General features: G+C 40.2%; 23 protein-coding genes and 2 riboswitches. Of the genes, 5 read left to right on the top strand and 18 right to left on the bottom strand.

The features are described from left to right. Window positions 1-344: 344 nt before the first annotated feature. The 18 genes from rnz to MKY08_RS13065 all read right to left on the bottom strand — a co-directional run bounded on the left by rnz (window position 345) and on the right by MKY08_RS13065 (window position 17,044). On the bottom strand, window positions 345-1,280 hold the full coding sequence (gene rnz, locus MKY08_RS12980) for a ribonuclease Z (RefSeq protein ID WP_069513150.1): 936 nt from the start codon (window positions 1,278-1,280) through the stop codon (window positions 345-347). A gap of 97 nt (window positions 1,281-1,377) precedes the next feature. After that, entirely contained in the window at window positions 1,378-2,214 is an 837-nt protein-coding gene (locus tag MKY08_RS12985) for a class I SAM-dependent methyltransferase (RefSeq protein ID WP_069513149.1), read from the bottom strand. After that, on the bottom strand, window positions 2,211-3,710 hold the full coding sequence (locus MKY08_RS12990) for a cobyric acid synthase (protein ID WP_069513148.1): 1,500 nt from the start codon (window positions 3,708-3,710) through the stop codon (window positions 2,211-2,213). The genes MKY08_RS12985 and MKY08_RS12990 overlap by 4 nt, the downstream gene beginning before the upstream one ends. A 79-nt stretch (window positions 3,711-3,789) precedes the next feature. Next, window positions 3,790-4,326 (bottom strand): cob(I)yrinic acid a,c-diamide adenosyltransferase, encoded by a 537-nt coding sequence (locus tag MKY08_RS12995; protein ID WP_069513147.1) that lies wholly within the window; start codon window positions 4,324-4,326, stop codon window positions 3,790-3,792. Window positions 4,327-4,340: 14 nt separating this feature from the next. Continuing rightward, window positions 4,341-4,901: a nitroreductase gene (locus tag MKY08_RS13000; RefSeq protein WP_069513146.1), complete on the bottom strand. Its 561-nt coding sequence runs from the start codon at window positions 4,899-4,901 to the stop codon at window positions 4,341-4,343. 52 nt (window positions 4,902-4,953) lie between these two features. Further along, a complete protein-coding gene (gene cobA, locus MKY08_RS13005; RefSeq protein ID WP_024361101.1) occupies window positions 4,954-5,721 on the bottom strand; it encodes a uroporphyrinogen-III C-methyltransferase in 768 nt (255 codons plus the stop codon). After that, window positions 5,718-6,356, bottom strand: a complete 639-nt coding sequence (locus MKY08_RS13010) for an NAD(P)-dependent oxidoreductase (RefSeq protein ID WP_069513145.1) — start codon at window positions 6,354-6,356, stop codon at window positions 5,718-5,720. Before MKY08_RS13010 ends, cobA begins: the two co-directional genes overlap by 4 nt. Beyond that, window positions 6,349-7,716, bottom strand: a complete 1,368-nt coding sequence (locus tag MKY08_RS13015; protein ID WP_069513144.1) for a cobyrinate a,c-diamide synthase — start codon at window positions 7,714-7,716, stop codon at window positions 6,349-6,351. The genes MKY08_RS13010 and MKY08_RS13015 overlap by 8 nt, the downstream gene beginning before the upstream one ends. Window positions 7,717-7,727: 11 nt before the next feature. Next, window positions 7,728-8,849 carry a cobalamin biosynthesis protein gene (locus MKY08_RS13020; RefSeq protein ID WP_069513143.1) on the bottom strand — a complete coding sequence of 374 codons (1,122 nt, stop codon included), beginning with the start codon at window positions 8,847-8,849 and terminating at the stop codon, window positions 7,728-7,730. Further along, window positions 8,842-9,627, bottom strand: a complete 786-nt coding sequence (cobM, locus tag MKY08_RS13025; RefSeq protein ID WP_069513142.1) for a precorrin-4 C(11)-methyltransferase — start codon at window positions 9,625-9,627, stop codon at window positions 8,842-8,844. Before cobM ends, MKY08_RS13020 begins: the two co-directional genes overlap by 8 nt. After that, entirely contained in the window at window positions 9,627-10,334 is a 708-nt protein-coding gene (gene cobI, locus MKY08_RS13030) for a precorrin-2 C(20)-methyltransferase (RefSeq protein ID WP_024361106.1), read from the bottom strand. The genes cobM and cobI overlap by 1 nt, the downstream gene beginning before the upstream one ends. Beyond that, a complete protein-coding gene (gene cbiE / locus MKY08_RS13035) occupies window positions 10,327-11,547 on the bottom strand; it encodes a precorrin-6y C5,15-methyltransferase (decarboxylating) subunit CbiE (protein WP_081328029.1) in 1,221 nt (406 codons plus the stop codon). Before cbiE ends, cobI begins: the two co-directional genes overlap by 8 nt. Next, window positions 11,504-12,637, bottom strand: a complete 1,134-nt coding sequence (locus tag MKY08_RS13040; RefSeq protein WP_069513141.1) for a cobalt-precorrin-5B (C(1))-methyltransferase — start codon at window positions 12,635-12,637, stop codon at window positions 11,504-11,506. Before MKY08_RS13040 ends, cbiE begins: the two co-directional genes overlap by 44 nt. Further along, window positions 12,637-13,296 (bottom strand): precorrin-8X methylmutase, encoded by a 660-nt coding sequence (locus MKY08_RS13045; RefSeq protein WP_004231303.1) that lies wholly within the window; start codon window positions 13,294-13,296, stop codon window positions 12,637-12,639. The genes MKY08_RS13040 and MKY08_RS13045 overlap by 1 nt, the downstream gene beginning before the upstream one ends. Window positions 13,297-13,308: 12 nt before the next feature. Next, entirely contained in the window at window positions 13,309-14,070 is a 762-nt protein-coding gene (gene cobK / locus MKY08_RS13050; protein WP_069513140.1) for a precorrin-6A reductase, read from the bottom strand. After that, window positions 14,067-14,984, bottom strand: coding sequence for a sirohydrochlorin chelatase (locus MKY08_RS13055; protein ID WP_069513139.1), 918 nt, complete (start codon window positions 14,982-14,984; stop codon window positions 14,067-14,069). Before MKY08_RS13055 ends, cobK begins: the two co-directional genes overlap by 4 nt. Window positions 14,985-14,998: 14 nt before the next feature. Then, the gene (gene cobJ, locus MKY08_RS13060; RefSeq protein WP_069513138.1) at window positions 14,999-16,669 is read right to left on the bottom strand and encodes a precorrin-3B C(17)-methyltransferase; all 1,671 of its coding nucleotides are present in this window, start codon (window positions 16,667-16,669) and stop codon (window positions 14,999-15,001) included. A 3-nt stretch (window positions 16,670-16,672) separates the two neighbouring features. Next, complete coding sequence (locus MKY08_RS13065) at window positions 16,673-17,044, bottom strand: (2Fe-2S) ferredoxin domain-containing protein (protein WP_024361113.1); 372 nt, start codon at window positions 17,042-17,044, stop codon at window positions 16,673-16,675. A gap of 135 nt (window positions 17,045-17,179) precedes the next feature. After that, window positions 17,180-17,360, bottom strand: a riboswitch (cobalamin riboswitch). Between the two features lie 256 nt (window positions 17,361-17,616). After that, a riboswitch (cobalamin riboswitch) is annotated at window positions 17,617-17,801 on the top strand. A 142-nt stretch (window positions 17,802-17,943) separates the two neighbouring features. Between MKY08_RS13065 and MKY08_RS13070 the strand changes: the two genes are divergently transcribed. From MKY08_RS13070 to MKY08_RS13090, 5 genes are all read left to right on the top strand, one after another. Then, on the top strand, window positions 17,944-18,690 hold the full coding sequence (locus MKY08_RS13070) for an energy-coupling factor ABC transporter permease (protein WP_069513137.1): 747 nt from the start codon (window positions 17,944-17,946) through the stop codon (window positions 18,688-18,690). A 1-nt stretch (window position 18,691) separates the two neighbouring features. Further along, entirely contained in the window at window positions 18,692-18,964 is a 273-nt protein-coding gene (locus MKY08_RS13075) for an energy-coupling factor ABC transporter substrate-binding protein (RefSeq protein WP_069513136.1), read from the top strand. A gap of 3 nt (window positions 18,965-18,967) precedes the next feature. Next, window positions 18,968-19,744 carry a cobalt ECF transporter T component CbiQ gene (gene cbiQ / locus MKY08_RS13080; RefSeq protein ID WP_069513135.1) on the top strand — a complete coding sequence of 259 codons (777 nt, stop codon included), beginning with the start codon at window positions 18,968-18,970 and terminating at the stop codon, window positions 19,742-19,744. After that, entirely contained in the window at window positions 19,737-20,573 is an 837-nt protein-coding gene (locus tag MKY08_RS13085; RefSeq protein ID WP_069513134.1) for an ATP-binding cassette domain-containing protein, read from the top strand. The genes cbiQ and MKY08_RS13085 overlap by 8 nt, the downstream gene beginning before the upstream one ends. A 354-nt stretch (window positions 20,574-20,927) precedes the next feature. Beyond that, window positions 20,928-24,449: a S8 family peptidase gene (locus tag MKY08_RS13090; RefSeq protein WP_069513133.1), complete on the top strand. Its 3,522-nt coding sequence runs from the start codon at window positions 20,928-20,930 to the stop codon at window positions 24,447-24,449. Window positions 24,450-24,635: the final 186 nt, after the last annotated feature.

Consider the following 24,635-nt stretch of genomic DNA (forward strand, 5'->3'; position numbering starts at 1 on the left):
CCCCTAAAGTAGGATTGTTTCCATTTCATCATACAACAACATTTCCCTACATTTAATGTAATTTTTCATAATTTTAAATAATAAATTTATTCTAATGATGAAATTGTCATTAATTTGTAATAAAAAATTACCAATCTATAAAGTTGCTAGATAAATACCAACATAATGGTCTTTTCCTCATATTTATTGTAAAAAAATAAGTTATTTTAGAAGTTTACTTTTTCTCTTCTCAACTTTTTCTAGACTTATAGACCCAATAGAAAAACACCTATTTTAATGAAGCCTCATTAAAATAGGTGTTTATTTTCAAAATAATTACTTTTCATCCAATGCATATAATTATACTAAAATAATAAATTATTATTACTCCAATAAAAAACCGCTTGATCCGATGTAAGGAAGGTTTGTGGGAAAATGGCTTGTGCTTGGGCTAAAAAAATTGGTAAATCATGTGGTAAAAAACGTGCACTTAAATGGTTCAAAAGTAAATATTTCGCATCAGCTTTACTTGCTACCATCGCTGCTTCTACATTGGTAGAGTGACCATAGCTCGCGGCTAAATCCGTAGTACTCCCATCAAATGTCGCCTCATGCACAACAACATCTGCTTGTTCAGCCAAAGAAATGGCTTGTTCACAATATTTTGTATCGCCCAAAATTGCAAGCGTAAAGCCTTTTTTCGGAGGTGCCACAACATCCTTTGCTTGAATAATGGTGCCATTATCAAGTGCAATATCTTGTCCTTTCTTCAACTGTCCAAGCAATGGTCCTTTCGGTACGCCGTAGGATTGGACTTTGTCCATCAGTAACTCGCCAGGTAAATCCTTTTGTTCGATACGGTAACCAAAACATGTCACGACATGGCGTAATTCACTTGCACGCACCGTAAATTTATCATCTTCGTAAATGACGCCTTCATGTACTTCTACAAATTGCAATGGATACGTTAAATGGGTTTTTGATAAAGCAAATGTTTGCTCTACCCATTGCTGTAAGCCGGCTGGACCATAAATGGTCAACGGCTCATCTCCACCTTGAAATGAACGTGAGCTCAAAAATCCAGGTAAACCAAATATATGGTCGCCATGTAAATGGGTAATGAAAATTTTTGTCACTTTACGTGGCTTTAAAGACGTATGCAAAATTTGATGCTGGGTCGCCTCGCCACAATCAAAAAGCCACATTTCACCGTTTTCCTCTAATAGCTTAACCATTAATGCGCTCGTATTGCGCTCCTTCGAAGGCATGCCTGCTCCTGTTCCTAAAAAATGTAGTTGCATAACCGCCACCTCAATTCTTTTTCTGTTGTTCTATTGTACCTTATTGCGAAACATAAGAAAAACCTTTGGTGAAAGCAATCGCCAAAGGTTTTTCTTATTATTTCGGTTGCCATGATACAAGTGCTGCGTGGAAATCATGACGGTAGTAATAACGCCCATTTTTTTCTTCTATAAATGGAGCAAGTGAGTCCTCAACATGCGAGCGGTTAAAGTCTGTACTTAATATTTTTTTACTTTGCGTTGTCACAAGCTGGTCATACGTTTCATATTCATACGTACGCTCCAAAGGAATAATTGTACATTCTGCATAAATATCCATTTCATACAATAAATTTAAAAATTCAATATAATCTCTTCTTGGGTATTTAATATCATAACCATATTTCTCATGTAATACTTCATAGTGTGGCTGAATTGGACCTGTTGTCATGCCAATAATTGCGCGCTTTTTAGCCAAGCGATTCATGTGATATAATGCCGATTTAATTTCGTACATACGATAAAAACAGTTTACCCCAAGCACAATGTCATGTGCTGTTAGCTCATTTTCTTCAAGTTTCTCCCACTTCGCATGAACATAGGAAATATGCTTGTTCTCTTGTAAACATTGTTGTAAATAATCAAGGATGCTGTCTGAGCTATCTACACACGTTAACTCTCGTACATAATCTGCAAGTGGGAATGTATAATTGCCCCACCCTGGTCCAATTTCAATCACTGAATGTTCTGGACGAATATGTTGCTTCATTGCTTCAAAAATAAGTGCTGCATAAGGATCCGTTTGCCCCATTTTTTTGCGAGCGATCGATTGAGACCAAAATTGTTCTTCTAATTGATCGTTCACCATACGCTCTGGCATTTGTCCTTGCCAATCCTTCATGCCTTCTTGCCATAATGCTTCATAATTTATAGCTAATGGTCCTTTTCTTGTCATCCATTTACCTCAATTTTTAACATATCATATATTTTTTCCATATCTAAATTGGCACGCACATGTGATGCGAGCATATTGTAAGCATCTTCTCGTCGTTCTGCATCACTTTTAACATCACTTGGCAATGTAGCAAGCCCTTTTTTCATGCGCATTTCGTTGACAAGCTGACGTGTAAACGTTCGATTATGGAAGATTCCGTGGAAATATGTACCGATTACTTGTTCATCAGCACTTACTGCTCCATCAACACGACCATCTGCTAGCTGTAAAAAAGGTGACACTTCATCCCGTAAAATTTTGGTACGCCCAAGATGAATCTCATAGCCTGTTAAAATAGCTTGCCCACGTGTTCCAGACATTTGTACGGTTTTTTTATCTCCTACAAATACGGTCTCCATCGGTAACAAGCCTAGACCTTGCGCTGACTCGCCATTTCCTTCTACGGCATCTGGATCTAATAACACTTCGCCAAGCATTTGAAAACCGCCGCATATGCCAATAATTTTTGTTCCGCGTGCGCGTAGGTTTGTAATTGCTTGTTCAAAGCCTTGTGCCTTCAGCCAAGCTAAATCATCCATTGTACTTTTAGTGCCCGGTAGGATAAGCAAATCCGGTGTGCCCAACTCCGTCACATTGCCGATTAAACGTACGCCTACCTCTGGCTCATCAAAAAATGGGTCAATATCTGTAAAATTTGAAATGCGAGGTAAACGAATCATCGCCACGTCTACTGGAAATTCGCCAGGCTTTGGCTTTTTAAAGCGCAAGGCAGACAGTGCTAATGAATCTTCCGCTTCGATATTGACATCCACATAAGGCACAACACCAAGCACTGGAATGCCTGTTTCTCGCTCGACCCATTCAATGCCATCATCTAATAGCTCGCGCATACCACGGAATTTGTTAATAATCAGCCCTTTAACCCGGGCACGCTCTGCATCATCCAGCAATGCAAGTGTCCCGATAATGGAGGCAAATACACCACCGCGGTCAATATCAGCAACTAAAACAACGGCTGCATCGGCTAAATGAGCCATGCGCATATTGGCGATATCGCGATCCTTTAAATTAATTTCAGCTGGGCTGCCAGCTCCTTCTAATACAATAACATCATATGTATTTTGTAACGTACGAACCGACTTCTCAACAATCGGCATGGCTTCTTGGACGAATTGATTGCGATAGCTTTTCGCATCCATATTTAAAAAATGCTTGCCGTGGACAATGACCTCTGATACCATATCCTGCTTTGGTTTAAGTAAAATCGGATTCATATCAGTAGTCGCCACAACCCTTGCAGCTTCAGCTTGGACCCCTTGTGCACGTCCAATTTCTCCGCCATCCTCTGTTACAAATGAGTTAAGCGCCATATTTTGAGATTTAAATGGCACTACTCTCAACCCATCATCAGAAAAAATACGACATAATGCCGTACATATCATACTTTTTCCAACGTCAGAGGCTGTTCCTTGAATCATAATTGATTTTGCTGACATTTTGATTTTCCTCCTAACAACACTAAGGAAGATTGATTATCCCCCAATGCGTATATGATCGAAATGAATCCAGTTGGTGTTAAAATTCAAGGCCTTTGACAGCGGGAATTCCTTCTTCATAGTAATGTTTCGTTGCATCGATTGTTGACACTAAATCCGCCATAGCAACAAGAGCAGGATTAGCACTGCGTCCTGTTACGACAAGATGCATTGTAGCAGGGCGTTGTGCAATGGCTTCAAGCACTTCAGCTAATGGCAGCACATCATCAATCGGAAATTTAGTAATGGCAAGTGCATTGTTCAGCTCATCTAAAACAAGTAAATCAATGCTGTCATCTTGTAAAGCTTCCTTTGTTTTTTGCCATGCCTTCGCTAATGCAACACGGTGCTCCTCTGGTGTTTTCGTCCATGTAAAGCCTATGCCCATTTGCTCCATTTCTACGCCAAGTTTGGAAAGGGCAATTTGCTCACCATACGTACGCTCTGGCGATTTGATAAATTGCATATAACGCACATGTAAACCACGTCCTACTGCCCGCAATGTTACACCAAGAGAAGCTGTTGTTTTACCTTTGCCATCACCTGTATATACTAAAAACAAACCTTTTCTAGCCATTTTCTCTACCCCCTTTAAAGCCAAGTGGTTTTTTCTTCAAATGATGTACGCTTTTTATCTTTAAGCTCTTGTTCTTCTGGATAACCTATGAAAATAGTACCGACAACTTTTTGATTTTGGTCCGCACCGATAAATGTATGCATACGTGCATCATGAACAAGTCCAACACCTCGTGTCCGCCACACAAATCCTAGCCCTAGCTCCTCTGCGGCTAACCACATAGACATAATGGCACTACAAACAGCGAAAATATTATCTGCTGTAGCATCTTCATCATTCTCCACCATATCAGCAGTCACTACAATGGCAACAGGCGTCGTTTGAACAACTTTTAATGAGCTCTCTACTAAATGAGGCTTCGTTGGAAAACGTTCTTGCAAATAGCTACTTGCCATTTTCTCATAGCGCTTCATGGCATCATCTTGTAAAACATAAAAATGCCACGGCTCACGCATGCGGTCGTTCGGTGCATAGGTTGCTGCTTGTAAAATTTGTTCAATTTTTTCCTTTTCCACTGGCTGTGTTGTATAGTTGCGAATGGCACGACGATTTTTTAACGCTTCGATTACTGTCATGATGTTGTCCTCCTTTAAGTAGGTCTTTCTAGTCAACTGCTCTGTTGTCTGACTAGCTAAAAGCGAGCCCTTGCTCTTCAAACCATTGTATTTTTTCACGTACGTTGACTACATCTCCAACGACAATCATAGAAGGATTATGATATCCCTCCCGTTCAATAATGCTAGCAATATTGTGAAGTGGTCCAGTTATCGTGCGCTGTTGTTCGGTAGTACCCCATTCAATAACCGCCACAGGTGTAGTTGCTGGACGTCCATTTTCGATAAGCTTTTTTGAAATATAGGCAATGTTACCAACACTCATATAAAAAGCGACCGTATCAATTCCAGTTGCGAGTGCTGGCCAATTTAAAAAATCTTGCCCCTTTTGCTCGCGCCCATGACCTGTCACAAGTGCAAAGCTTGTGGCAAAATCTCTATGGGTCACAGGAATACCTGCATAAGCGGGAGCTGCAATGCCAGCCGTAATACCTGGTACTACTTCATAGGCTATACCATTATTTTTTAATATTTCTGCTTCTTCAGCACCACGGCCGAAAACAAAAGGATCGCCACCCTTTAAACGTGTTACGACTTTGCCCTCTTGAGCTTTCTCAACAAGCAATGTATTAATTTCATCTTGAATAAGGTGGTGTTTACCAGGCAATTTACCACAGTACACAAGGTCAGCATCTTTTTTCGCAAATTCTAATAATTTTGGATTCACTAGACGATCGTACGCAATGACATCGGCCTTTTGAATACATTCCAGCCCATATACTGTAATGAGCTTAGGATCTCCTGGGCCAGCTCCTACTAAATATACAATTCCCTCTTTCATCGCGTTTCTCCCGTCAATAGTTGTTGTAAAAATGCCTCTCGTCGATCAATTTCTCCATTACGTGTCCATTCTAATAAGTTTGGCTCAAGAAGTGCTTGTAACGCTGCACGTCTTTGCTCACCTTTTTCAAAATTGGCTGCAACCATTAGTCGAGCTTGCTGTAAAAAACAAACATACTCTTCATAAATAGCATCGAATTGCTCAGCTAAATCTTGTTTTATTTTTCGTGCAAGAGCTGGACTTGCACCAGATGTAGATACCGTCAGCACTAATGGACCGCGACGAACAGTTGCTGGTGTAATAAAATCACTTTCACCTTGTACATCTGCGCGATTTAAAAGCTGCCAATGTTGAGCTGCCTCTTGTACCGCATCGTTGACGTTGGTATCATTTGTCGCAGCGATAATAAGCGTTGCATCATCTAAATCACGTGGTTCAAATTCCTTGTCACGCCATGTAATTTCGCCTGATTTGACAAGGGGCACTAAAGTGTCATGTAAAGTCGGGCTAACGACGACAATGTTTGCTTTCGCTGGTAGTAGGGAAGCAACCTTTTGAGTCGCTACATGCCCACCACCAACAATGACAACGGTTTTAAATTCGATATTAAGATGGATAGGAAAATAATTAGTCATATGTTTTCACCTTCTTACAAGCAGTTAACCAGTTATCTACTAGCTTAGGGTTAGAAACAAAATGAAAATGCGTATACCCCGCTACTACATTGCCTGTTTGATAACCTTCTTGTTTTTTGCCAAAACGTCCTTGTGTTTCGTAAGCGGGCGTATCGTGCTTACCACTGTATGTGGAATAATGGAATTCATGGCCTTTTGCTTCTTCATTTTTTCCGATTAAAAAGTTAGACGCAGTGCCAAAAATTTCACGATAACCAAGTGCTGCAAGCTTTGTTTGCATCATTACTTCACCTGGAATAACACCTAGCATTTCATAGCGCTCACCATGGCTGTTGGTAATAGCTTCTGTTAAATACATAAAGCCTCCACATTCAGCTAATGTAGGACAACCTTTTGCAATTGCCTCACGAATGGAATTTTTTACGACCGTATTTTTTGCAAGTGTATCGGCAAATTCCTCTGGGAACCCCCCACCAATATAAAGACCATCTGCTTCAGCAGGAACAGGTTCATTAGCAAGTGGTGAGAAAAATTGCAATGTGGCTCCTTTTGCTCGTAATAATGCTAAATTTTCTTCGTAATAGAAGTTGAATGCAGCATCTTTTGCAACCGCAATACAAATATTTTGTGATGGTTGTGCCGCAAATAGCTGACCTGTCTCTTGTAGGACGGGTGCCTTTGTTAAAGCTAACAATAAATCCAAATCAATCGTCTCTGCCATTAGAGCACCTAGCTTGTTAAAAAATGTATCAAGCTCGCCTCGTTCAATAGCTGGAATAAGCCCTAAATGACGACTTGGAATATCAATGCCTGTTTCTCGCTTTAAATAGCCGATAACCGGAATACCACATTCTTGCTCAATCGCGGCTTTGGCAATTTCATAGTGACCGACACTGCCTACTTGATTGGCAATAACGCCAACAATAGTAGGCTTGTCAGATAAAAGTTGAAAGCCCTTGACTACAGCAGCTACACTGCGAGCCATACTTGCGCAATTGACAATTAAAATAACAGGGCTTTCTGTAACAACACTGATTTCTGCTGCCGAACCTTCATCCGATAACGGACTTTTGCCATCGTAAAAGCCCATCACCCCTTCAATAATTGAGACGTCTGCATCTTTGCTTGCACGTGCAACAATATCTCGGACTGCATCATGCGAAAACATCCAGCTATCAATATTCCGTGATACACGTCCTGTTACCGCTGTATGATAACTAGGGTCAATATAATCTGGACCACATTTAAACCCTTGCACGACATTGCCTTTTTCTTGCAATGCTTTCATCAGTCCTATCGTGAATGTTGTCTTACCAACGCCACTGCCTGTCCCTGCAAGTACAAAGCGATTTGTTTGCATAAGCCCCCTCCTTAAAATACTAATCTTGCTACCGAAATCGTAGCATTGCCTGATTTTTTCTTAGTTAATACGAGCGATTCCACCTGTGCATAACGCATCGCAGCTGGTTCACTTACGCCATACGCCCCTGTATATTTAAAGACCGTTTCAGAGGGTGATGGGAAATTTATTTCATTTAATTGTGCTGGCGTATATGTTACGAACTCCCAATCATACTTTTTCGTTAGTTCAATAAAGCACATTTCATCTTTCTTCAAATCAATTGTACATAGTGCTTTGACACTTTTTTTCGATAGCTTTAATTCAGCTAGTGTTTCATCAATCAGCTGTTCAATTTCCTCAACAGACGTCCCACGGTTACAACCCATACCAAGGACAACTGATTTCGGTCGATAAATAACACCATTTTCCAACAGCACTTCTTCCTCTGGTTCAATGAGTCGGTCGGTAATCAATAGCGTAGCATGCGGTTGCGCTGCAATTGCCGCTTGTGTTGAAGGATAAATTTTTATTTGCTCCGGCATTGGTGTATCACGCATCCACCAATCACGTTCACCCGCTTCCTGTACAATCGCCACATGTTCTTCATTAACGACTGAGGCACTAACTGGTGTTAATTTATCAGCACTGTCCCATACCCAGCCAAAACGTGCCCCAAATAAATCAACGGGAATTGTTTTTTGCACGTCAGAAGCTGTTGTGATAATAGGATTTGCTCCTAGTGCCGCTGCCACTTCATGCGTTAGCTCATTGGCGCCACCTAAATGACCCGATAACACACTAATGACATTTTCTCCTCTATCATCAATCACTACAACACCTGGGTCAGTCTTCTTATCTTGTAAAATAGGTGCAATCATGCGCACAACCGCACCAAGTGAAATAATTAATATTAACCCTTTATACTGCTTAAAGAGTGTTGGCAGTAATAAACGAACCGTTCCAGTAAAAAGCTGAATATGCTTTTCATCTTCGTCGCCCTGTTCAAACTTACTCATATAATATAAATCGCTTGCCGCAAAAGTCTGCTGTAGTTTCCGTCCGATTTGCACACCATGCTTTGTAATGGCAACCACTGCATAGGGATTGCGCTGCTCCACTTCAGGTAGCATACCTTCTTGTAATTCAATCACTTGTCTTCACACCTTTGCGGAAGCCATGTGTAAAGGTCGCATCATATAATTTCGAACGGTACTCATCCTTATCATGAATATTCGGGTCTAATGCCCATCCTGCTAAAATCATGGCATGCTTGCGAATACCATTGACACGCATTGCCTCATCTAGCTCAACTAATGTCGTACGGACAATTTTTTGATCTGGCCATGTGGCACGTTGAATAACCGCAACAGGTGTATTATCAGCCCATCCAGCACTTTGCAATTCTTTGACGATTTTTTTTGTTAGCGTGGCACTTAAGAACAGCGCAATCGTACAATGATGGCTAGCGAGATCTCGTAGCTTTTCAAACTCTGGTACAGGTGTACGTCCTTCTGCACGTGTTAAAATAAGCGTTTGTGTTAAATCAGGAATCGTTAACTCGGCACCAATCGCTGCGGCTGAAGCAAATACCGAACTAACGCCTGGAATCACTTCGTAGCCAATTCCTTCCTTCTTTAATAATGCAACTTGTTCCATAATGGCACCATACATCGCTGGATCACCTGTATGCATACGCGCGACTACTTTCCCTGCATTGACACGTTCAACCATGACGGCAACCATTTCTTCTAAATGCATGCCGGCTGTTCGAATCACTTCCGCATCTGGCTTTGCTTTTGCGATCAGGTCTTCATTTACTAATGAATCTGTATACATCACAACGTCTGCTGTTTGAAGCATATGTAAACCCTTTACAGTAATTAAATCGGGGTCCCCTGGGCCTGCACCGACAATATATATTTTTTTCATTATTTACGCACCACCATTAACGTTAAATATTCTAAATCAACACCGTCTAGTTCACGTACATCCCAAATAATTTCCTCATCAGACGTTACCTTTGTGACAACGGACGCTTTATCAAGTAAATCTAAATCACGCAGTACTTCTAGCATTAAATCAATTACTTTTGCTACTTTTATAAATACGACAGCATCATGGCTTTCTATCGCTTCACGCATCGCTTCATAATTATCATGGGCTGGTATAATGGCAACACGATCATCTCCATCAGCAAGGGCGATGCCTAGGCGGGATGCAGAACCGTTGAATGAAGAAATACCCGGTACTGTGCGAATTTCTACATCTGGATGCATGTCCTGCATGAGCTTCATCATATGGATAAACGTACTGTATAGCAGAGGGTCCCCTTCTGTCACAAACGCTACGTCCTTCCCTTCTTGCAATTTACCATAGACCAGTTCAACAGACTTCGTCCATTCACGTTCTAAGACGGCTTCATCTTTTGTCATGGGGAAAACGAGACCTAGCATATCTTTTTCCTCTGGGTTGATATAGACATCTACAATACGATGCGCATAACTTTTGCTACCTTTTAACTTTTTAGGGTACGCAATAACAGGCGACTCCTGAATAACGCGGAATGCCTTTACTGTAATTAATTCTGGATCGCCAGGGCCAACGCCTAAGCCATATAAAATGCCAAGATTACTCATGATTTTCTTCCTTTCGATATGCCGAAATAATATAAATTGGGTTTAATGGGACAAAGCGCGTCATATCTAAAATTGGTTTACTACGCGCAAGTTGTGCCTGTAAAATTTCCACTGCAAAGCCACATGCTTTAAACGCCTCGACTGCTTTATATAAATTTTCGATTGTAGCCGCATTTAAGACAATGCGACCATTTGGCTTTAAACGTGTGCAGCATAACTGCAATAGCTCGACCATTTCTCCGCCTGTACCGCCGATAAAAATGGCATCTGGATCTGGGAATTGCTCTAGTCCACCAGGCGCTTTACTATGGATAGCCGTTATATCGACACGGAATTTCTGTTGATTTTGCAGGCAGTTTTCTAAATCAGGTGCATTTTTTTCTACTGCAAACACTTGACCTTCTGGTGCAAGTTTTCCTGCTTCAATGGCCATGGAGCCTGTGCACGTACCTACATCCCAAATCGTACTGTCCTTTTGAAGCTGCATTGCTTGCAAACTTAATACACGGATTTCTTTTTTCGTAATAAGTCCTTTGTCAGGCTTACGTTGTGAAAACGCTTCATCATCAATGCCAAGTGCATAGCGCTTTGGGGCTGATGTTTGCTGTAAAATCACAACATTTAGGGGGGAAAACTTCGCTTCTTCTAATTCATCAAGAGAGTACCAGCCATATTTTTCATCAGCACCTTGTAAATTCTCTGCAACAAAAGCGCGGTATTCCGTCATGCCAAAATGCTTTAAATAGCGTGCCAGCGCATTTGGATTATTCTCGGCATCAGTCAGCAATGCCACTTTCTTTTTACCATCAATACGTTGTGCCAGACCTTTTATCGGGCGCCCATGAATACTTGTTACATAGGCATCCTGCCAGCTCTCACCCATTTTTGAAAAGGCAAGCTGGACGGAACTCATATATGGATACACTTCAATCGTAAGCTTTTTGGCTAAATAGCCTCCGATACCATAAAAAAGTGGATCACCTGACGCTAAAATAACGGTCTTTCTCGTTTCTTCAGATAGTCTTTCAACGAGCGATGAAAGACCACCCTTAATGACGATTTTTTCGCCTGCAAAGCTTGGGAAAAAATCAAGGACACGCCCACCACCAACGAGCACTTCACAGTCTGTAATCCACTGTCTATACTGAGGAAGTAAACTTTCCTGTCCGTTATCCCCGATCCCAATTAATTTCATCGATTGATGCAATGTCATCAGCCCTTCCTAGTAATTGTCCCTGCATCGAATAAATCGATGTGGAGAGCGTCAAGCCACCTCTAATATGGTGTAATGATGAATAACAACACGCTTCACATAAATGATGAAAAAATGCATCATACCCTTTATCCGCCATTATTTCACCAACTTGAGAGGCGGTATTCGCTGCTCTAACTTGTTCAACGGTCTCTTCATCTGCCCCAACATCTATTGCTAACTGTGCTAAAAAATTAAAATCAATCGCTGCACTTTTGGAGTGCACCATCATCACCCCTTGCGCTACCTTTGAAAATTTCCCCATCATGCCAACGAGCGATACGCGCTTAATGCCAAGCCGTTTACAATGCTTTAACGTAAAGCCGACAAAATCACCCATTTCAATAAATGCTTCCTCAGGTAATGCAGGATACTCAGCCATGCCAAACTTTTCGCTACGTCCACCTGTTGTCACGACAACATGGTCACAGCCAGCAGCTCTTGCAACACTAATAGCTTGGACAATGCTTGCCATATAAGCGGAACTCGAAAAAGGCACGACGGTTCCCCTTGTGCCTAAAATGGAAATGCCACCAAGTATGCCGAGCCGTCCATTTAATGTTTTTTTCGCTATTTCCTCACCATCTGGTACAGAAATAACAACATTAACGCCGCGTGTAATTTGAAAATCATCTAGCACATCTTGCACGGTACTATGTATCATCTTACGTGGTACAGGATTGATGGCGGCTTCTCCAACAGCAACGGGCAAGCCGGGCTTTGTTACTCGCCCGACCCCAATACCCCCATCTAAATGAATCCCTGGTGTATCAGCCCAACTTACCGTACCAATAATGAGGGCTTTATGTGTTGCATCTGGGTCATCACCAGCATCCTTTATTGTTTCGCAACTTACTTCGTTATGACCGAACGTACATTTTTCTATCGTAAACGTTGCATCTCGCCCTATTGGCAGATGAATTGTACTCGTTTCTTGTTCTTCATTCGTAATAAGTGCTAGCAAGGCGGCCTTCGTAACGGCTGTTGCACAGGCTCCTGTTGTATAACCGTGACGCATGTCTTTAGGATCCTTTTTTGGCTTCCGCTCCATTATTTTTTCGCCTGTTCGTCCGCTAATAATGAAATGGCATTTAATGCAGCAACCGTCACTGTACTACCGCCTTTACGCCCAACATTTGTAATATATGGGATGCCTTCTAGTTTCAATAACTCTTCTTTCGACTCCGCTGCTGAAACAAAGCCTACTGGCATACCAATAATTAAATCTGGCTTTGCTAAACCTTCTTTGATTAGACGAATTAATTCTAGTAAAGCAGTTGGGGCGTTCCCAATCGCATAAATGCCACCTTCGTGTAATTTTGACGCTTTTTGCATCGAGATAATAGCACGTGTTGTATTTTGTTTTTTCGCTTCAATCGACACATCTTCATCTGCGATATAGCAGTGTAAATCTCCGCCATGTTTTTGGAAACGTTTTTTACCTGAACCACTTTCTATCATTTGCACATCTGCAATAACATGACGTCCCGCAAGAATGGACTTAATCCCTGCTTCAATCGCTCCTGGTGTAATAATTACACTACGTCCTAATTCAAAGTCTGCCGAAGCATGGATAATGCGGCGGACAACTTTCCACTCATCCTCTGAAAAATCATGTTCGCCCATTTCCTCTGCAATAATTGAGAAACTATAATCATAAATTTTGTCTGGGTCTACTGTTAATGGTTTAAAATCTGTTTTGAAGTCCATTTCAATTGCCTCCTAAAGTATGTTTTGCACAGCCTGAAGTACGTCCTCAAATGAGGAATATTGCTGGCCGTATTGGATATTTGGTCGTGCTATTAAAATCGTTTCGATACCACATGCTAGAGCGGCTTCTAGTTTTTCATCTACTGAGCCCACTTTGCCACTTTCTTTTGTAATCATTAAAGTGACATCATATTGGCGGAATAATGCTTCGTTTAACTCTTTTGAAAAGGGTCCTTGAATGGCTACAATATCTCGTTGTGCCACACCAAGCGATTCACATTTTTCCATATTATCAAGGCGAGGCAGCATACGCGCAATGACACGAGTATGTTCTAACCCTTGCAAGACCTTTGTAAATGTAGCAAGTGTTTTACTACCTGTTGTCAGCATAATGACGCCTCGTTTTGTTGCAGCTAATTGTGCTGCTTCCTCGTAATCTTTAACGACTGTAATGAGTGGATGTTCGTAATGCTCATTTGCGCGTTCATAGCGGATATATGGAACACCTGCACTTTTTGCCGCTGCCATGGCATTTTTAGAAGCTTCCTCTGCAAATGGATGCGATGCATCAACGACTAAACGATCCCCTCGTTCAGTAATAAGTGCAGCCATCTCCTCTGCCGTCAATCGACCGACTAAATGAGGCAGTCCGACTTGTGCCAGACTTGTAGCAGCTGAATCCGTGACAACGGTAGCTGTAACAGCATAGCCTGCTGACTGCAATGCAAGTGCAAGATTTCTTGCATCACTTGTCCCTGCTAACATGAAAATCATTTCACTAGCTCCTCTTCATGATGGTGGTCATGATCGTGGTGGTGATCGTGATCGTGGTCATGATGATGGTGATGACCGTGGTCGTGGTCATGGTCGTGATGATGCTCCACGAATGCCGATGCATTAATACGGTACTGACATGTATCACAATTCATTTTTACGTCTCCTGCAATGGCCTCTTCCATACGATCTAGCAACACCGTTTTTAATTTTGGATGGTAGCCAAAGTAATCCGCCAATTGGATGTCTAAATCAGCATATGTGGCTGCATAGCTCTTTTGCATCCCTTCCATACGCTCCATTAAAATGCCTGTAAATAAGAAATACGGCAACATAATAATCTTTTTCGCCCCAAGACGATAACAACGTTCGATTCCTTCGTCCACTGATGGATTCGTTACGCCCATAAATGCACACTCCACTGTTAGGACATCTAACTGTTCCCAAAGCAAACGACCAATTTTATAAAAATCACTGTTCGCATCCGCATCACTACCACCGCGACCGATAAATAAAATCGCAGTATCTTCTTGTTTTTCTTTAATATTCAGTCCCGTTCCTGATAAACGTTCTGTTAAAATATTTAACACTTCTTCATGCACGCCAAGTGGTCGCCCATATGTAAAAGTTACATCCGGATATTTTAAACGAGCTGCATCAATCGCTGCTGGGATATGAATTTTTGAATGGCCTGCTTGCAATAAAATAATGGGCACAGCATACACCTCTGTAGCGCCACGCTTTACACATGCATCAATACCTGCTGGGATATTAGGTGCTTCAAATTCTAAAAAGCAAGTTTCAACGATATAGCTGTCGTCAATTGAAGGAGTCAATTGTTGAATAAATGTGCGTACCTCATCATTTCCTGCTGCTAAACGGCTACCATGGCCAATAAATAAAATTGCTTTCATTTCTTTTCTCCTCACTAGTCGCCGCACGGTGCTGGCTCTACTTTTATTTTGGATGACATATCTTGATACGTAAAATGCAATATTTTTTTCACTCGTTTAAAATATTTAAACAAGCGTTCATTTGGATGTGCATTTGCCTTATATTCCTCGATAATCGCGGTAATAAGCGGAATAAGCTGTTCTGGCTCTAACCCCTCTACGACAGGCTGTGCTGCATGTGCTGTTCGACCTACCGGCTTAGCTCCGATAAAGACATCGAATTTACTTTTGCGATAAACAATACCGATATCATCAAACACAGCACGATAACATGCCATGCCACAACCATTAAAGCCAATATTTAATGTTTTCGGCAATGACAACCCACCTAGAGTTGCTTGAAGTTCCTCTGCATATGGGATGGAATCAGCCTTCTCCCCATAACAGAAATCACATGCCTTTAATGACAACACATCCCCAATTGGTGAGAGTAAAAACCCTACTTCTCTCAACTTCTCTGTTATCGCTTCTGGTTCTGTCGTTGGGATTTTCAAATGTATTTGATGGTCTGGTGTATATTCCATCGTGCCTTCGTCTCCCACAACTTCAGCCAATGCCATCATTTGCTGTGGTGTAAAAAATTTATTTGCTACCCCAGGGCTAACAGCTAGTTCAAAAATTGACTCCATTTTTTGTTGAACTAGCTTTGGTGTGGCTTTTGTTACAGTTGTCCCCTGCACCATTGCAAGTGCTGTTGCTGCCATTTCTAAAGACGATTTTGTCGGTGTTGATACAGGTGTAATGGCAATATTACTTTTCATCCGTCCTGCATTTGGATCTGCCGCAAAATCATGGCTTGCAGTACCTGTTTCTTGGTTCATTGCCCACGGTTCATTTTCTTCTCTTAAACGCTGATGAGGACGTAAAGGCTGTTTTTCTTCCCCGAGCGTATATTTACGCTGATAGCCTCGCGGTGTAATCATTTTATTATCATAGAAAAACGTCGAAGAGTTGCCGATAATAACCGTTGTTAACATGCCGATATCATGCTCAAGCATCTCTGCTAAAGTCGTCATCGTAATTTCCTGACGCTCTCGGTAGGCACTCTTGACAAGACCTACAGGCGTATCAGGCGAGCGATATTCAAGTAAAATCCGCTGGGCTTCGACAATTTGACGTGTGCGGCGACCACTTTTCGGATTATATAAAGCGATGACAAAATCTGCCATAGCCGCTGCTTCCACACGCTTGGCGATTAAATTCCATGGCGTTAAATGGTCACTTAAACTAATGGTGCAAGAGTCATGCATAATCGGTGCACCTAGTAAACTTGCACAGGAATTGATAGCTGAAATACCTGGTACGATTTCGACTTCAACACCTGTTGCTTCTGTCCAACCAAGCTCAATCAGTACTTCATAGACAAGCCCTGCCATCCCATATACACCCGAATCTCCACTTGAAATAACGGATACAATATTGCCAGCTTCCGCTTGACGTACTGCTTCTTGCGCTCGTGAAACTTCTTCTGTCATGCCCGTACTAACAATCGACTTTGCACTAACTAAATCTTGAATAAGCTCAACATACGTTTTATAGCCAATAATAAATTCACTTTGTTGCAGTGCCTCCACAGCACGAGTCGTAATATGGTTAAAATCACCAGGGCCAAAGCCCACAACAAAAATCTTTCCTTTTTGCGCCATTTTTTACCCCTCTTTCACCTTGTCGATGCCTTTAATGGCTGTTGTTTGTGGTGTACGCTGTAATGTACCTTCTTTCAGCGTAAAAACATGTTCACTATGTAAAGAATCATGGTTTAAATCTTGTACAAGTGTTCTTCCGTGTTCAACCGATGGCACACGATACCAATTTCCTTGTGGATAAGCGATGACAACACAGGCATCTTTGCATCTGCCATTACAGCGCGTTCTTGTCGTATGTATTTCCTTATCAAGTGCTAATTTTTCGATTTCATCTCGTATTGCTAGGGTAATTTCCTCTGCCTCTTTTTTCATGCAGCTACTGCCATTACAAATAAAAAGATGCGTTTTCATTCCCTCTAAGTTCCAAGTTGTCATTGCTTTTCTCCCCTCATTTACTTTTAGGAAAAAGAAAAAACCTTCACTCTATATCGAAGAGTCAAGGTTTTGTAGAAGCCAAAATAAAAACGAATATACACGTATCCGCTCTCGCTTCACTTCTCCCTCCGAAAAGTTTGCATGCCATCAATAAGCAGGTTTCCTGACTTAAGCTTCCTTTTACTCTCGCGCCTTCCCAAGTTTTCAGTGGCATTGCGATTTCATCAGCTATTACAGTAGCGGGGGCTGTATCGGATTTACACCGATTTCCCTATTATCTCGAAATTTATCGAGCACTTATAGATGTATTTATATTAAATTAAAAAGCTGTATGTTTTTAAAAAGAATTGAAAAACTGTCTCTATCATAGCCTATTTTTTTAATACTTTTCAACATTTCTTTTTCATTTATTAGATTTTTAATAAAATTTCAACAAGTAATTCATTGAAAGCGACAGCTATTCTCTTATATTTATCTGAATTTTCTAGAATGTCAAATAACAAAAAAAATTTTTTTATAAAAAAAGATAGCTTGTGAATGGAAAAACATGTTACACTGTGTCGTGAAATCTCACAATTTCATCTTTTTTCGGTGCGAAGTGTAGCCATTTCGCTTAAAAGGGAAGCCGGTTCAAGTCCGGCGCGGTCCCGCCACTGTACTAGGGAGTTTTATAGAGAATGTCACTGTCCAATGGACGGGAAGACCTATAAAACGTTGAACTAAAGCCAGGAGACCTGCCGAAAAAAACGTGATCGTTTCAACCTACGAGGATAGGTGTGCGGCTTGGCAGATGATGATTCTATTTGCTTTTTCAGCTATGCACTTTTCCTAAATTAGGAGAAGTGCTTTTTTTATTGCGCACGCTACATTCGAAAATTTTGATTTAAGGAGGAGAGATTTTGAAATTATCTTTTTGGAAACTTAGTTACTTCCTACTAGCATTTTTACTAGTACCAAAACGAGCATTTGCGATGCATATCATGGAAGGATTTTTACCGATTGAATGGGCGATATTTTGGTGGATTATTTCAATTCCATTTATTATTTTAGGGTTACGCTCAATTCGCAAAACAATTGATGAAAACCCTGAAACGAAAATGATATTAGGGCTATCAGGGGCATTTGCATTCGTCTTATCTGCACTAAAAATTCCATCTGTTACGGGCAGTTGCTCACACCCTACTGGTGTTGGACTTGGCACAGTCCTGTTTGGCCCATTAGCAATGAGTGTGATTGGGACAATCGTCTTGTTATTCCAATCGTTACTTTTAGCGCATGGTGGCATTACCACTCTTGGCGCAAATGCTTTTTCCATGGCGATTGTAGGACCAATGATTGCGTATGCTGTTTTTAAAGGTGCTCAAAAAATCGGTCTATCCTTTTCTCTCGCTGTCTTTTTTGCAGCAATGCTTGGGGACTTAGGTACATATGTTGTCACGTCCGTTCAACTTGCACTTGCCTTCCCTTCAGAAGTAGGAGGCTTTATGGCTTCATTCACAAAATTCGCTAGTATTTTCGCGTTAACACAAATTCCACTAGCAATTAGTGAAGGGATTTTAACTGTTATTGTGATGAATTTCTTAAAAAAATACAATGTAAGCGAATTAAAAGCTTTACGTGTTTTCTCTGCAAAGGAGGCACATTAACATGAAGAAAAATTTACTGTTACTAGCTATAGTGATACTTTTAGCAATCATCCCTCTATTCATCCAAAAAGGCGCTGAATTCGGCGGTGCTGACGGTGAAGCTGAAGCAGCCATTGGTGAAATAAACAAAGACTACGAACCATGGTTTGAAAGCTTATGGGAGCCACCAAGTGGTGAAATTGAAAGTCTATTATTCGTCTTACAAGCCGCTATTGGCGCTGGTTTTATTGGCTATTTCGTGGGCTATATGCGCGGTAAGCATAAAGAAGGTTAAACGATGTTACTCATTGATAAGTATGCTTATATGAATAAACTAGCGTCCGTTCATCCGTTAGAAAAAATGACGTTCTCCCTTGGGTTGTTGCTATTGTCGCTTATCATGAGAGATGAACAAATTTCACTCATTACATTTCTTGTAATGAGTGCTTTTATCATTTTAGGCGCAAAAATTCCTTTACAATATTATGCAAAACTACTGCTTTTACCGAGTTTTTTCTTGCTCTCCAGTTTACTATCTATTTTGATTTCGATTGCACCTACTGCTAGTATTTTGCCGGCGCATCTATGGACATTTTCGCTAAGCCAGTGGACCCTTTTTATAGGAAATGACAGCTTAACAACAGCGCGGCACCTATTTTTCACCGTTTTGGGCAGTATTAGTTGTTTATATTTTTTAATTTTAACGACTTCCGTACAATCCATTTGTTATGTCTTACGGCAATGGCGGTTGCCAGCTTTATTTGTAGAGTTGGTAGAGCTAACATACCGTTTTATTTTTATCTTTTTAAATAGCATGCAAAAAATTCATCTTGCACAACAAGCTCGTCTTGGTTATCAATCACCAATGCAATGGCTTCGGTCGATTTCCATGCTTATTGCAGCACTGTTTGCCGAAATGTTCCAACGCAGTTGCGAACTAAATAATGCGATGCAGGCGCGCGGTGGTGAGGCTGTCTATTGGCAAGAAAGTAGTAGCTACAACAAGAAAAACTGGTTAGGCATTGTTATTATTTTCGTATCCCTCATTATCTATGGAGGTATTTCTTATGACTGAGCTTTATTTTGATCTTCAACATTTATCTTATGCTTATGCAGACGGCACTAAAGCCTTAACAGATATTACTTTGCAAATACCAAAAGGGAAAAAAATTGCCCTGCTTGGTCACAATGGCGCAGGTAAATCTACGTTATTTCAGCATTTAAATGGTATTTTAAAACCGACAGCTGGCACTATTTCTTTTTGTAACGAAACGCTTAGCTATTCTAGAAAAGCATTAGCAACATTACGACAACAAGTTGGCATCGTATTCCAAGATGCGGACAATCAACTTTTTTCTGGTACTGTCAAGCAAGATATAGCTTTCGGGCCATTAAATCTTGGCTGGTCAAACGAAAAAATTGAAGAAAAAATCGCGTGGGCTGTTGCGCAAACAGAGGTTGAAGCATTGCTTGATAAGCCCATTCACTTTTTAAGCGTTGGACAAAAGAAACGTGTTGCCATGGCTGGTGTGCTCGCAATGGAACCTTCCGTCTTACTATTAGACGAACCGACTGCTGGGCTAGATACTTATTATGCAGCACAATTTTTACAGTACTTAGCTAAATTAGAAGATGGGCAACGTACGTTTTTATTAGCGACACACGATATCGCTTTAGCCTATGAATGGGCGGATCAAATAATCGTGATGGAGGCAGGGAAAATCATTTATAATGGGGATCCAATCGACATGTTTTACGAAGAGGAATTGCTTGAAAAAGCCCATCTTGAACGACCATGGGTATTTGAAATGACGCTTGCCTTACAAACGAAAAAACTATTGGGCGACAATATAGCAATGCCTCGTTCCAAAAAGGATTTACACAAACTTATTGAACAGCTTTAAGGACTTTCCGTGAATAACTAGTAATAGAGGCTAATTCACTAAACACTCTTTCTCAAGGGACAATTCTTGTCATCCCTACCCACTTCTATTTTAATATCCTGTTCGTAACGAACAGTGTTGTTGTCAAACACTGGTTCGTTACGTACAGGACTATTAACATCCCACCGACTTTCACTCCACAAAAAAACAAGCAATAACTTATGCGAAAAACCATATAAAACAATTATTTATAAACCAATATACTAGTTATAACAAAAAAACTTGTAAAAAAATTTTATTGTGGTATGAAACCTTTCTCTTTACCATCCGTTATAAATATTGTAGTTTATAATTTTTTTAAGGAGGTAAAAACAATTGAAAAACTGGGTGATGAAATCAATCGCTGTCGTAGCATGTTCTGCCTTACTGGTTCCTGCTGCTTCTGCCTTTGCTGAAGCACCACAGAACCCAGAATCAGTGAAAACTATGCTCGCTAGCAACAACAAACAAGGAGCGAAGCAGTTCAACAAACAAACAGGAGGAAACGAATGGATTAGTGATAATACGATTATCGTCAAACATTCGGGTCTTGCTAAGAACGTACATAGTAAAATAGGTGCAAAAGTAATTCGCTCCATTCCTTCATTAGGTTATGATGTAATCCAACTTAAAAAGGGACAATCGTTAACAGAGGCTGTTTCCTACTACGCCAAGCAAAAAGGCGTAAAAAGTGTATCCCCAAGCTACAAGTATCATTCCTTTAACACTATTGTAGATCCAAAGAAAAAAGATATGTATCATTTGCAGCTACTGGAAATTGATAAAGCACTAGCATTAGCTGGCAATCATGATGTAAAAGTAGCCGTTATCGATTCGGGTGTAGACTATAAACATCCCGATTTGCAAGCGCAAGTACTGCCACCATATAATGCGGTAAAACCTGCCGACTCTCCTGTTGCTGATCCACACGGAACGCATGTCGCAGGCATTGTTGGCGCAACAAAAGATAATGGAATTGGTGGGCACGGGATATCTCCTAATGCCAAAATTCTGCCAATAGACGTCTTTAACGGACAAGAAGACGCTAGTGACTTTGCCATTGCACAAGGTATTCTTTATGCCATCGAACAAAAAGCAGACGTGATTAATATGAGTCTTGGTGGCTATGGCGAGTCTCCTTTAATAGAGGAAGCTGTAAAAAAAGCGCTTGACAATGGTATTACCATTGTAGCCGCTGCAGGCAATGAATCAACCGATCGATACTCCTTCCCTGCTTCTTTTGAAGGTGTTATTAGCGTTGGTGCTACAAATGAACAAAATAAATTAGCAAGTTTCTCAAATTATGGCCCTTCAGTAGACATCGTTGCACCAGGTGAGGATATTTATAGTACCGTTTATGATGAAAAAAAAGGATCTTCTTTTGCTATATTTAGTGGGACATCAATGGCATCACCTGTTGTTGCAGGTGTAGCGGCACTATTAAAATCTAAATACCCGAATTTAAAGCCTTATGAAATAGAAGCTATTCTTGAATTGACTGCTAAAGATTTAGGAGAACCAGGCTACGACCTTACGTATGGACATGGTCTCATTGATCCTGTTAAAGCACTACAATTTGATATTAATAATCTACCTAAACGCTATAACGAAACAAAAGAACAACGGTTGAATAACGCCAAAGTACTGAAAAAGAATGTTCTAAATACAGAAAAAGGTGAGTTTAGGCTTCCAGAAGAGAAAAAATGGTACAAGGTTGATTTAAATGCGAATGAATATGCTCAATTATCTTTAAAAGGTGCCGAAAATTACGATTATGCATTTGATTTATACTTCTACCCTACTGGTTATAGTGGCGATGTAGAACCGATTAAAGTAAATGATGTGCGCGTGAACCAACAAGAGGGCTATCTATATAAAGCAGAGCAACAAGGAACACTTCTTATTGGTGTAAAAGACCATAATGGAGGCTATAGCTTAAAGGGCAAGTCTTACTTTACATTTACAGCTCAAACAACAAACACATTACCAATTGATAATTTAACGACGATCGATCAAGCAGTGGAGATACAAAAATTCCCATTTAATACACAAGGAAAAAACTATACACTGCTTTCTAAAGATCATGAGAGCGACCAAGACTATTTCACATTCACTGTTTCAAAGCCAACGACGTTGAAATTTGATTTATCTGGTATCCCTGGTGTAACTGCATCTTTAGAACTTTATCTGAAAAGAGATTTTGAACATGAACCTTTAGAACAAGGTGACGATGAAGAGGATGATGAACGCCTCCCAATCTCTGCATTAAGCAGCAAATCAAAAGGCGAAGGAGTTAGTCTTATTGTCGATGTCGAGCCTGATGAAGAATATGTCTTAAGCGTTACAAATAATAGTGATAACGATTCTTCATTCGATTCTTTCTTAAAGTTCTTAAGCGGCGGCATTGACAATGAAGAAAACGATAGAATTAACGAATCCATTATACCTTACACATTAACTGGTGAAGTCGTTTATTTACCTGAAGATGAAGATGGTCTTCCATTAATTGAGCCAACACAAGAAGTCGAGGAAAATAATCCTTCCTCACCTGCTCCTTCTAAATCCAAAAAACGTCAACAGAACTTTAACAAAAAACTATTTTCAAGTATAGAATTATCTGATGAAGAAGAGGACTCAAAAGTAATTTTGGAGCATGCAATTCCATATACGATTGGTAAAGAATACAAAGCATACTTCCAAACAGATGAGGATATTGATTATTTTATTTTCACACCACAAGAAGATGCCATCTATAGTTTCCAACTTCAAAAAGGCAAAAATCAAAGACCAACTGGTAGTATTTTAGAATATGATGAGGAAACGAAAGAATTGCAACTAATTTCTTCATTAACGAATGATCCAGCGATTATTTCACGACTATACGGCATAACAATCAATGAAAATGATCCCAAGACAATTGCATTGAAAAAGGGCAAAACTTATGTTGCTAAAGTCTTAAATTTCGGGGATCGTTCTACCGAACCATATATTTTTAAAGCAACTAAAATTGCAGCAATTCCCCAAGACCAAAATAAAGAAATCAATACAGCTGAAAATGCCCGTTCAATTGAATCTGGTACCAACTATCAAAATAAACTCGTTTTTTATGATGATACAAATTATTACTACTACAAACATCAGGGCGAAGATACAGTATTAAGTCTTCTAATCAATTCCGAGCCCTATACTAATAAGCAAGGAACGTCATTACCAAGAGAGCTACAAATAGATTTGAAATTTATGGGCTCTATCATCGAAGATACTAATGGTAATAAACAAATTGACGGCAATGAAATGCAAACAGAAATTCCATTTGGTCAAGGGGAAAGCTTTTTTGAAAGGCTGCTCGGTATATCAGGGACATCCGCGCTAAATACCTCATTTAAAGTAAAAAAAGATTATGGTTACTTTATTGCTGTTAATACAATTGATAACGGCTTAGTTTCGACTCAGCCATATAATTTAACGCTCTTTGATCATAAAAAGGAGGATGAGGATGCGGATTCTAAATTAGTCAATGGTATACCTACAAAGCCATCTTCACTAACGAGAAAAGACGATAAATGGGTAGCTAGCCAATATTTAAATGCTAGTGTACCATTTGGCGATAAAGATTATTTTGAATTTTTCAATCATAGTAAGCGAAATGTAACGTTTACCTTACTAACCGAAAAAGGATTGGATGGTGTTATTCGTATTATTGATGCAAAAGGACGCACAGTAAAAACCATCGATTATTACGGGGCAGATGATGCCGAACTAGGTATTGTAGCGTTAGAACCAGGAACATATTATATAGAAGTTAGTGAAGCAAATGGTCGAGCTAGTACGCAACCGTATACACTTGAAATAAATTAAAGCTCATTTTTTCTGTTCCCTTAAAGCAAAAGAGTTTTTTAAAATAAATTTTTGCTAATATAAAAATATAGAAAATGAATAATAAATTAGAAAGAAAAACAAGTTGTTGGTAGCAAAGGTAGTGCCTCCTGCGAAGTACACACACAGCGTAAGACGCGGGCATTCCACGCGTTAGCGAAGGTTGCG

This window comes from Lysinibacillus sp. FSL M8-0337 (assembly GCF_038593855.1).
Taxonomy (GTDB): Bacteria; Bacillota; Bacilli; order Bacillales_A; family Planococcaceae; genus Lysinibacillus; species Lysinibacillus sphaericus_D.

Bases quoted from the DNA above. Each gene is read 5' to 3' on its own strand.
- cobK (WP_069513140.1), bottom strand. From the start codon at position 14,070: ATGATTTTCATGTTAGCAGGGACAAGTGATGCAAGAAATCTTGCACTT.
- MKY08_RS12985 (WP_069513149.1), bottom strand. From the start codon at position 2,214: ATGACAAGAAAAGGACCATTAGCTATAAATTATGAAGCATTATGGCAA.
- MKY08_RS13075 (WP_069513136.1), top strand. From the start codon at position 18,692: ATGAAGAAAAATTTACTGTTACTAGCTATAGTGATACTTTTAGCAATC.
- cobI (WP_024361106.1), bottom strand. From the start codon at position 10,334: ATGAGTAATCTTGGCATTTTATATGGCTTAGGCGTTGGCCCTGGCGAT.
- cobA (WP_024361101.1), bottom strand. From the start codon at position 5,721: ATGAAAGAGGGAATTGTATATTTAGTAGGAGCTGGCCCAGGAGATCCT.
- MKY08_RS12995 (WP_069513147.1), bottom strand. From the start codon at position 4,326: ATGGCTAGAAAAGGTTTGTTTTTAGTATATACAGGTGATGGCAAAGGT.
- MKY08_RS13045 (WP_004231303.1), bottom strand. From the start codon at position 13,296: ATGGACTTCAAAACAGATTTTAAACCATTAACAGTAGACCCAGACAAA.
- MKY08_RS13055 (WP_069513139.1), bottom strand. From the start codon at position 14,984: ATGAAAGCAATTTTATTTATTGGCCATGGTAGCCGTTTAGCAGCAGGA.
- MKY08_RS12990 (WP_069513148.1), bottom strand. From the start codon at position 3,710: ATGTCAGCAAAATCAATTATGATTCAAGGAACAGCCTCTGACGTTGGA.
- cbiE (WP_081328029.1), bottom strand. From the start codon at position 11,547: ATGACATTGCATCAATCGATGAAATTAATTGGGATCGGGGATAACGGA.
- cobJ (WP_069513138.1), bottom strand. From the start codon at position 16,669: ATGGCGCAAAAAGGAAAGATTTTTGTTGTGGGCTTTGGCCCTGGTGAT.
- MKY08_RS13040 (WP_069513141.1), bottom strand. From the start codon at position 12,637: ATGGAGCGGAAGCCAAAAAAGGATCCTAAAGACATGCGTCACGGTTAT.
- MKY08_RS13000 (WP_069513146.1), bottom strand. From the start codon at position 4,901: ATGACAGTAATCGAAGCGTTAAAAAATCGTCGTGCCATTCGCAACTAT.
- MKY08_RS13085 (WP_069513134.1), top strand. From the start codon at position 19,737: ATGACTGAGCTTTATTTTGATCTTCAACATTTATCTTATGCTTATGCA.
- MKY08_RS13065 (WP_024361113.1), bottom strand. From the start codon at position 17,044: ATGACAACTTGGAACTTAGAGGGAATGAAAACGCATCTTTTTATTTGT.
- MKY08_RS13010 (WP_069513145.1), bottom strand. From the start codon at position 6,356: ATGACTAATTATTTTCCTATCCATCTTAATATCGAATTTAAAACCGTT.
- rnz (WP_069513150.1), bottom strand. From the start codon at position 1,280: ATGCAACTACATTTTTTAGGAACAGGAGCAGGCATGCCTTCGAAGGAG.
- cobM (WP_069513142.1), bottom strand. From the start codon at position 9,627: ATGAAAAAAATATATATTGTCGGTGCAGGCCCAGGGGACCCCGATTTA.
- cbiQ (WP_069513135.1), top strand. From the start codon at position 18,968: ATGTTACTCATTGATAAGTATGCTTATATGAATAAACTAGCGTCCGTT.
- MKY08_RS13015 (WP_069513144.1), bottom strand. From the start codon at position 7,716: ATGCAAACAAATCGCTTTGTACTTGCAGGGACAGGCAGTGGCGTTGGT.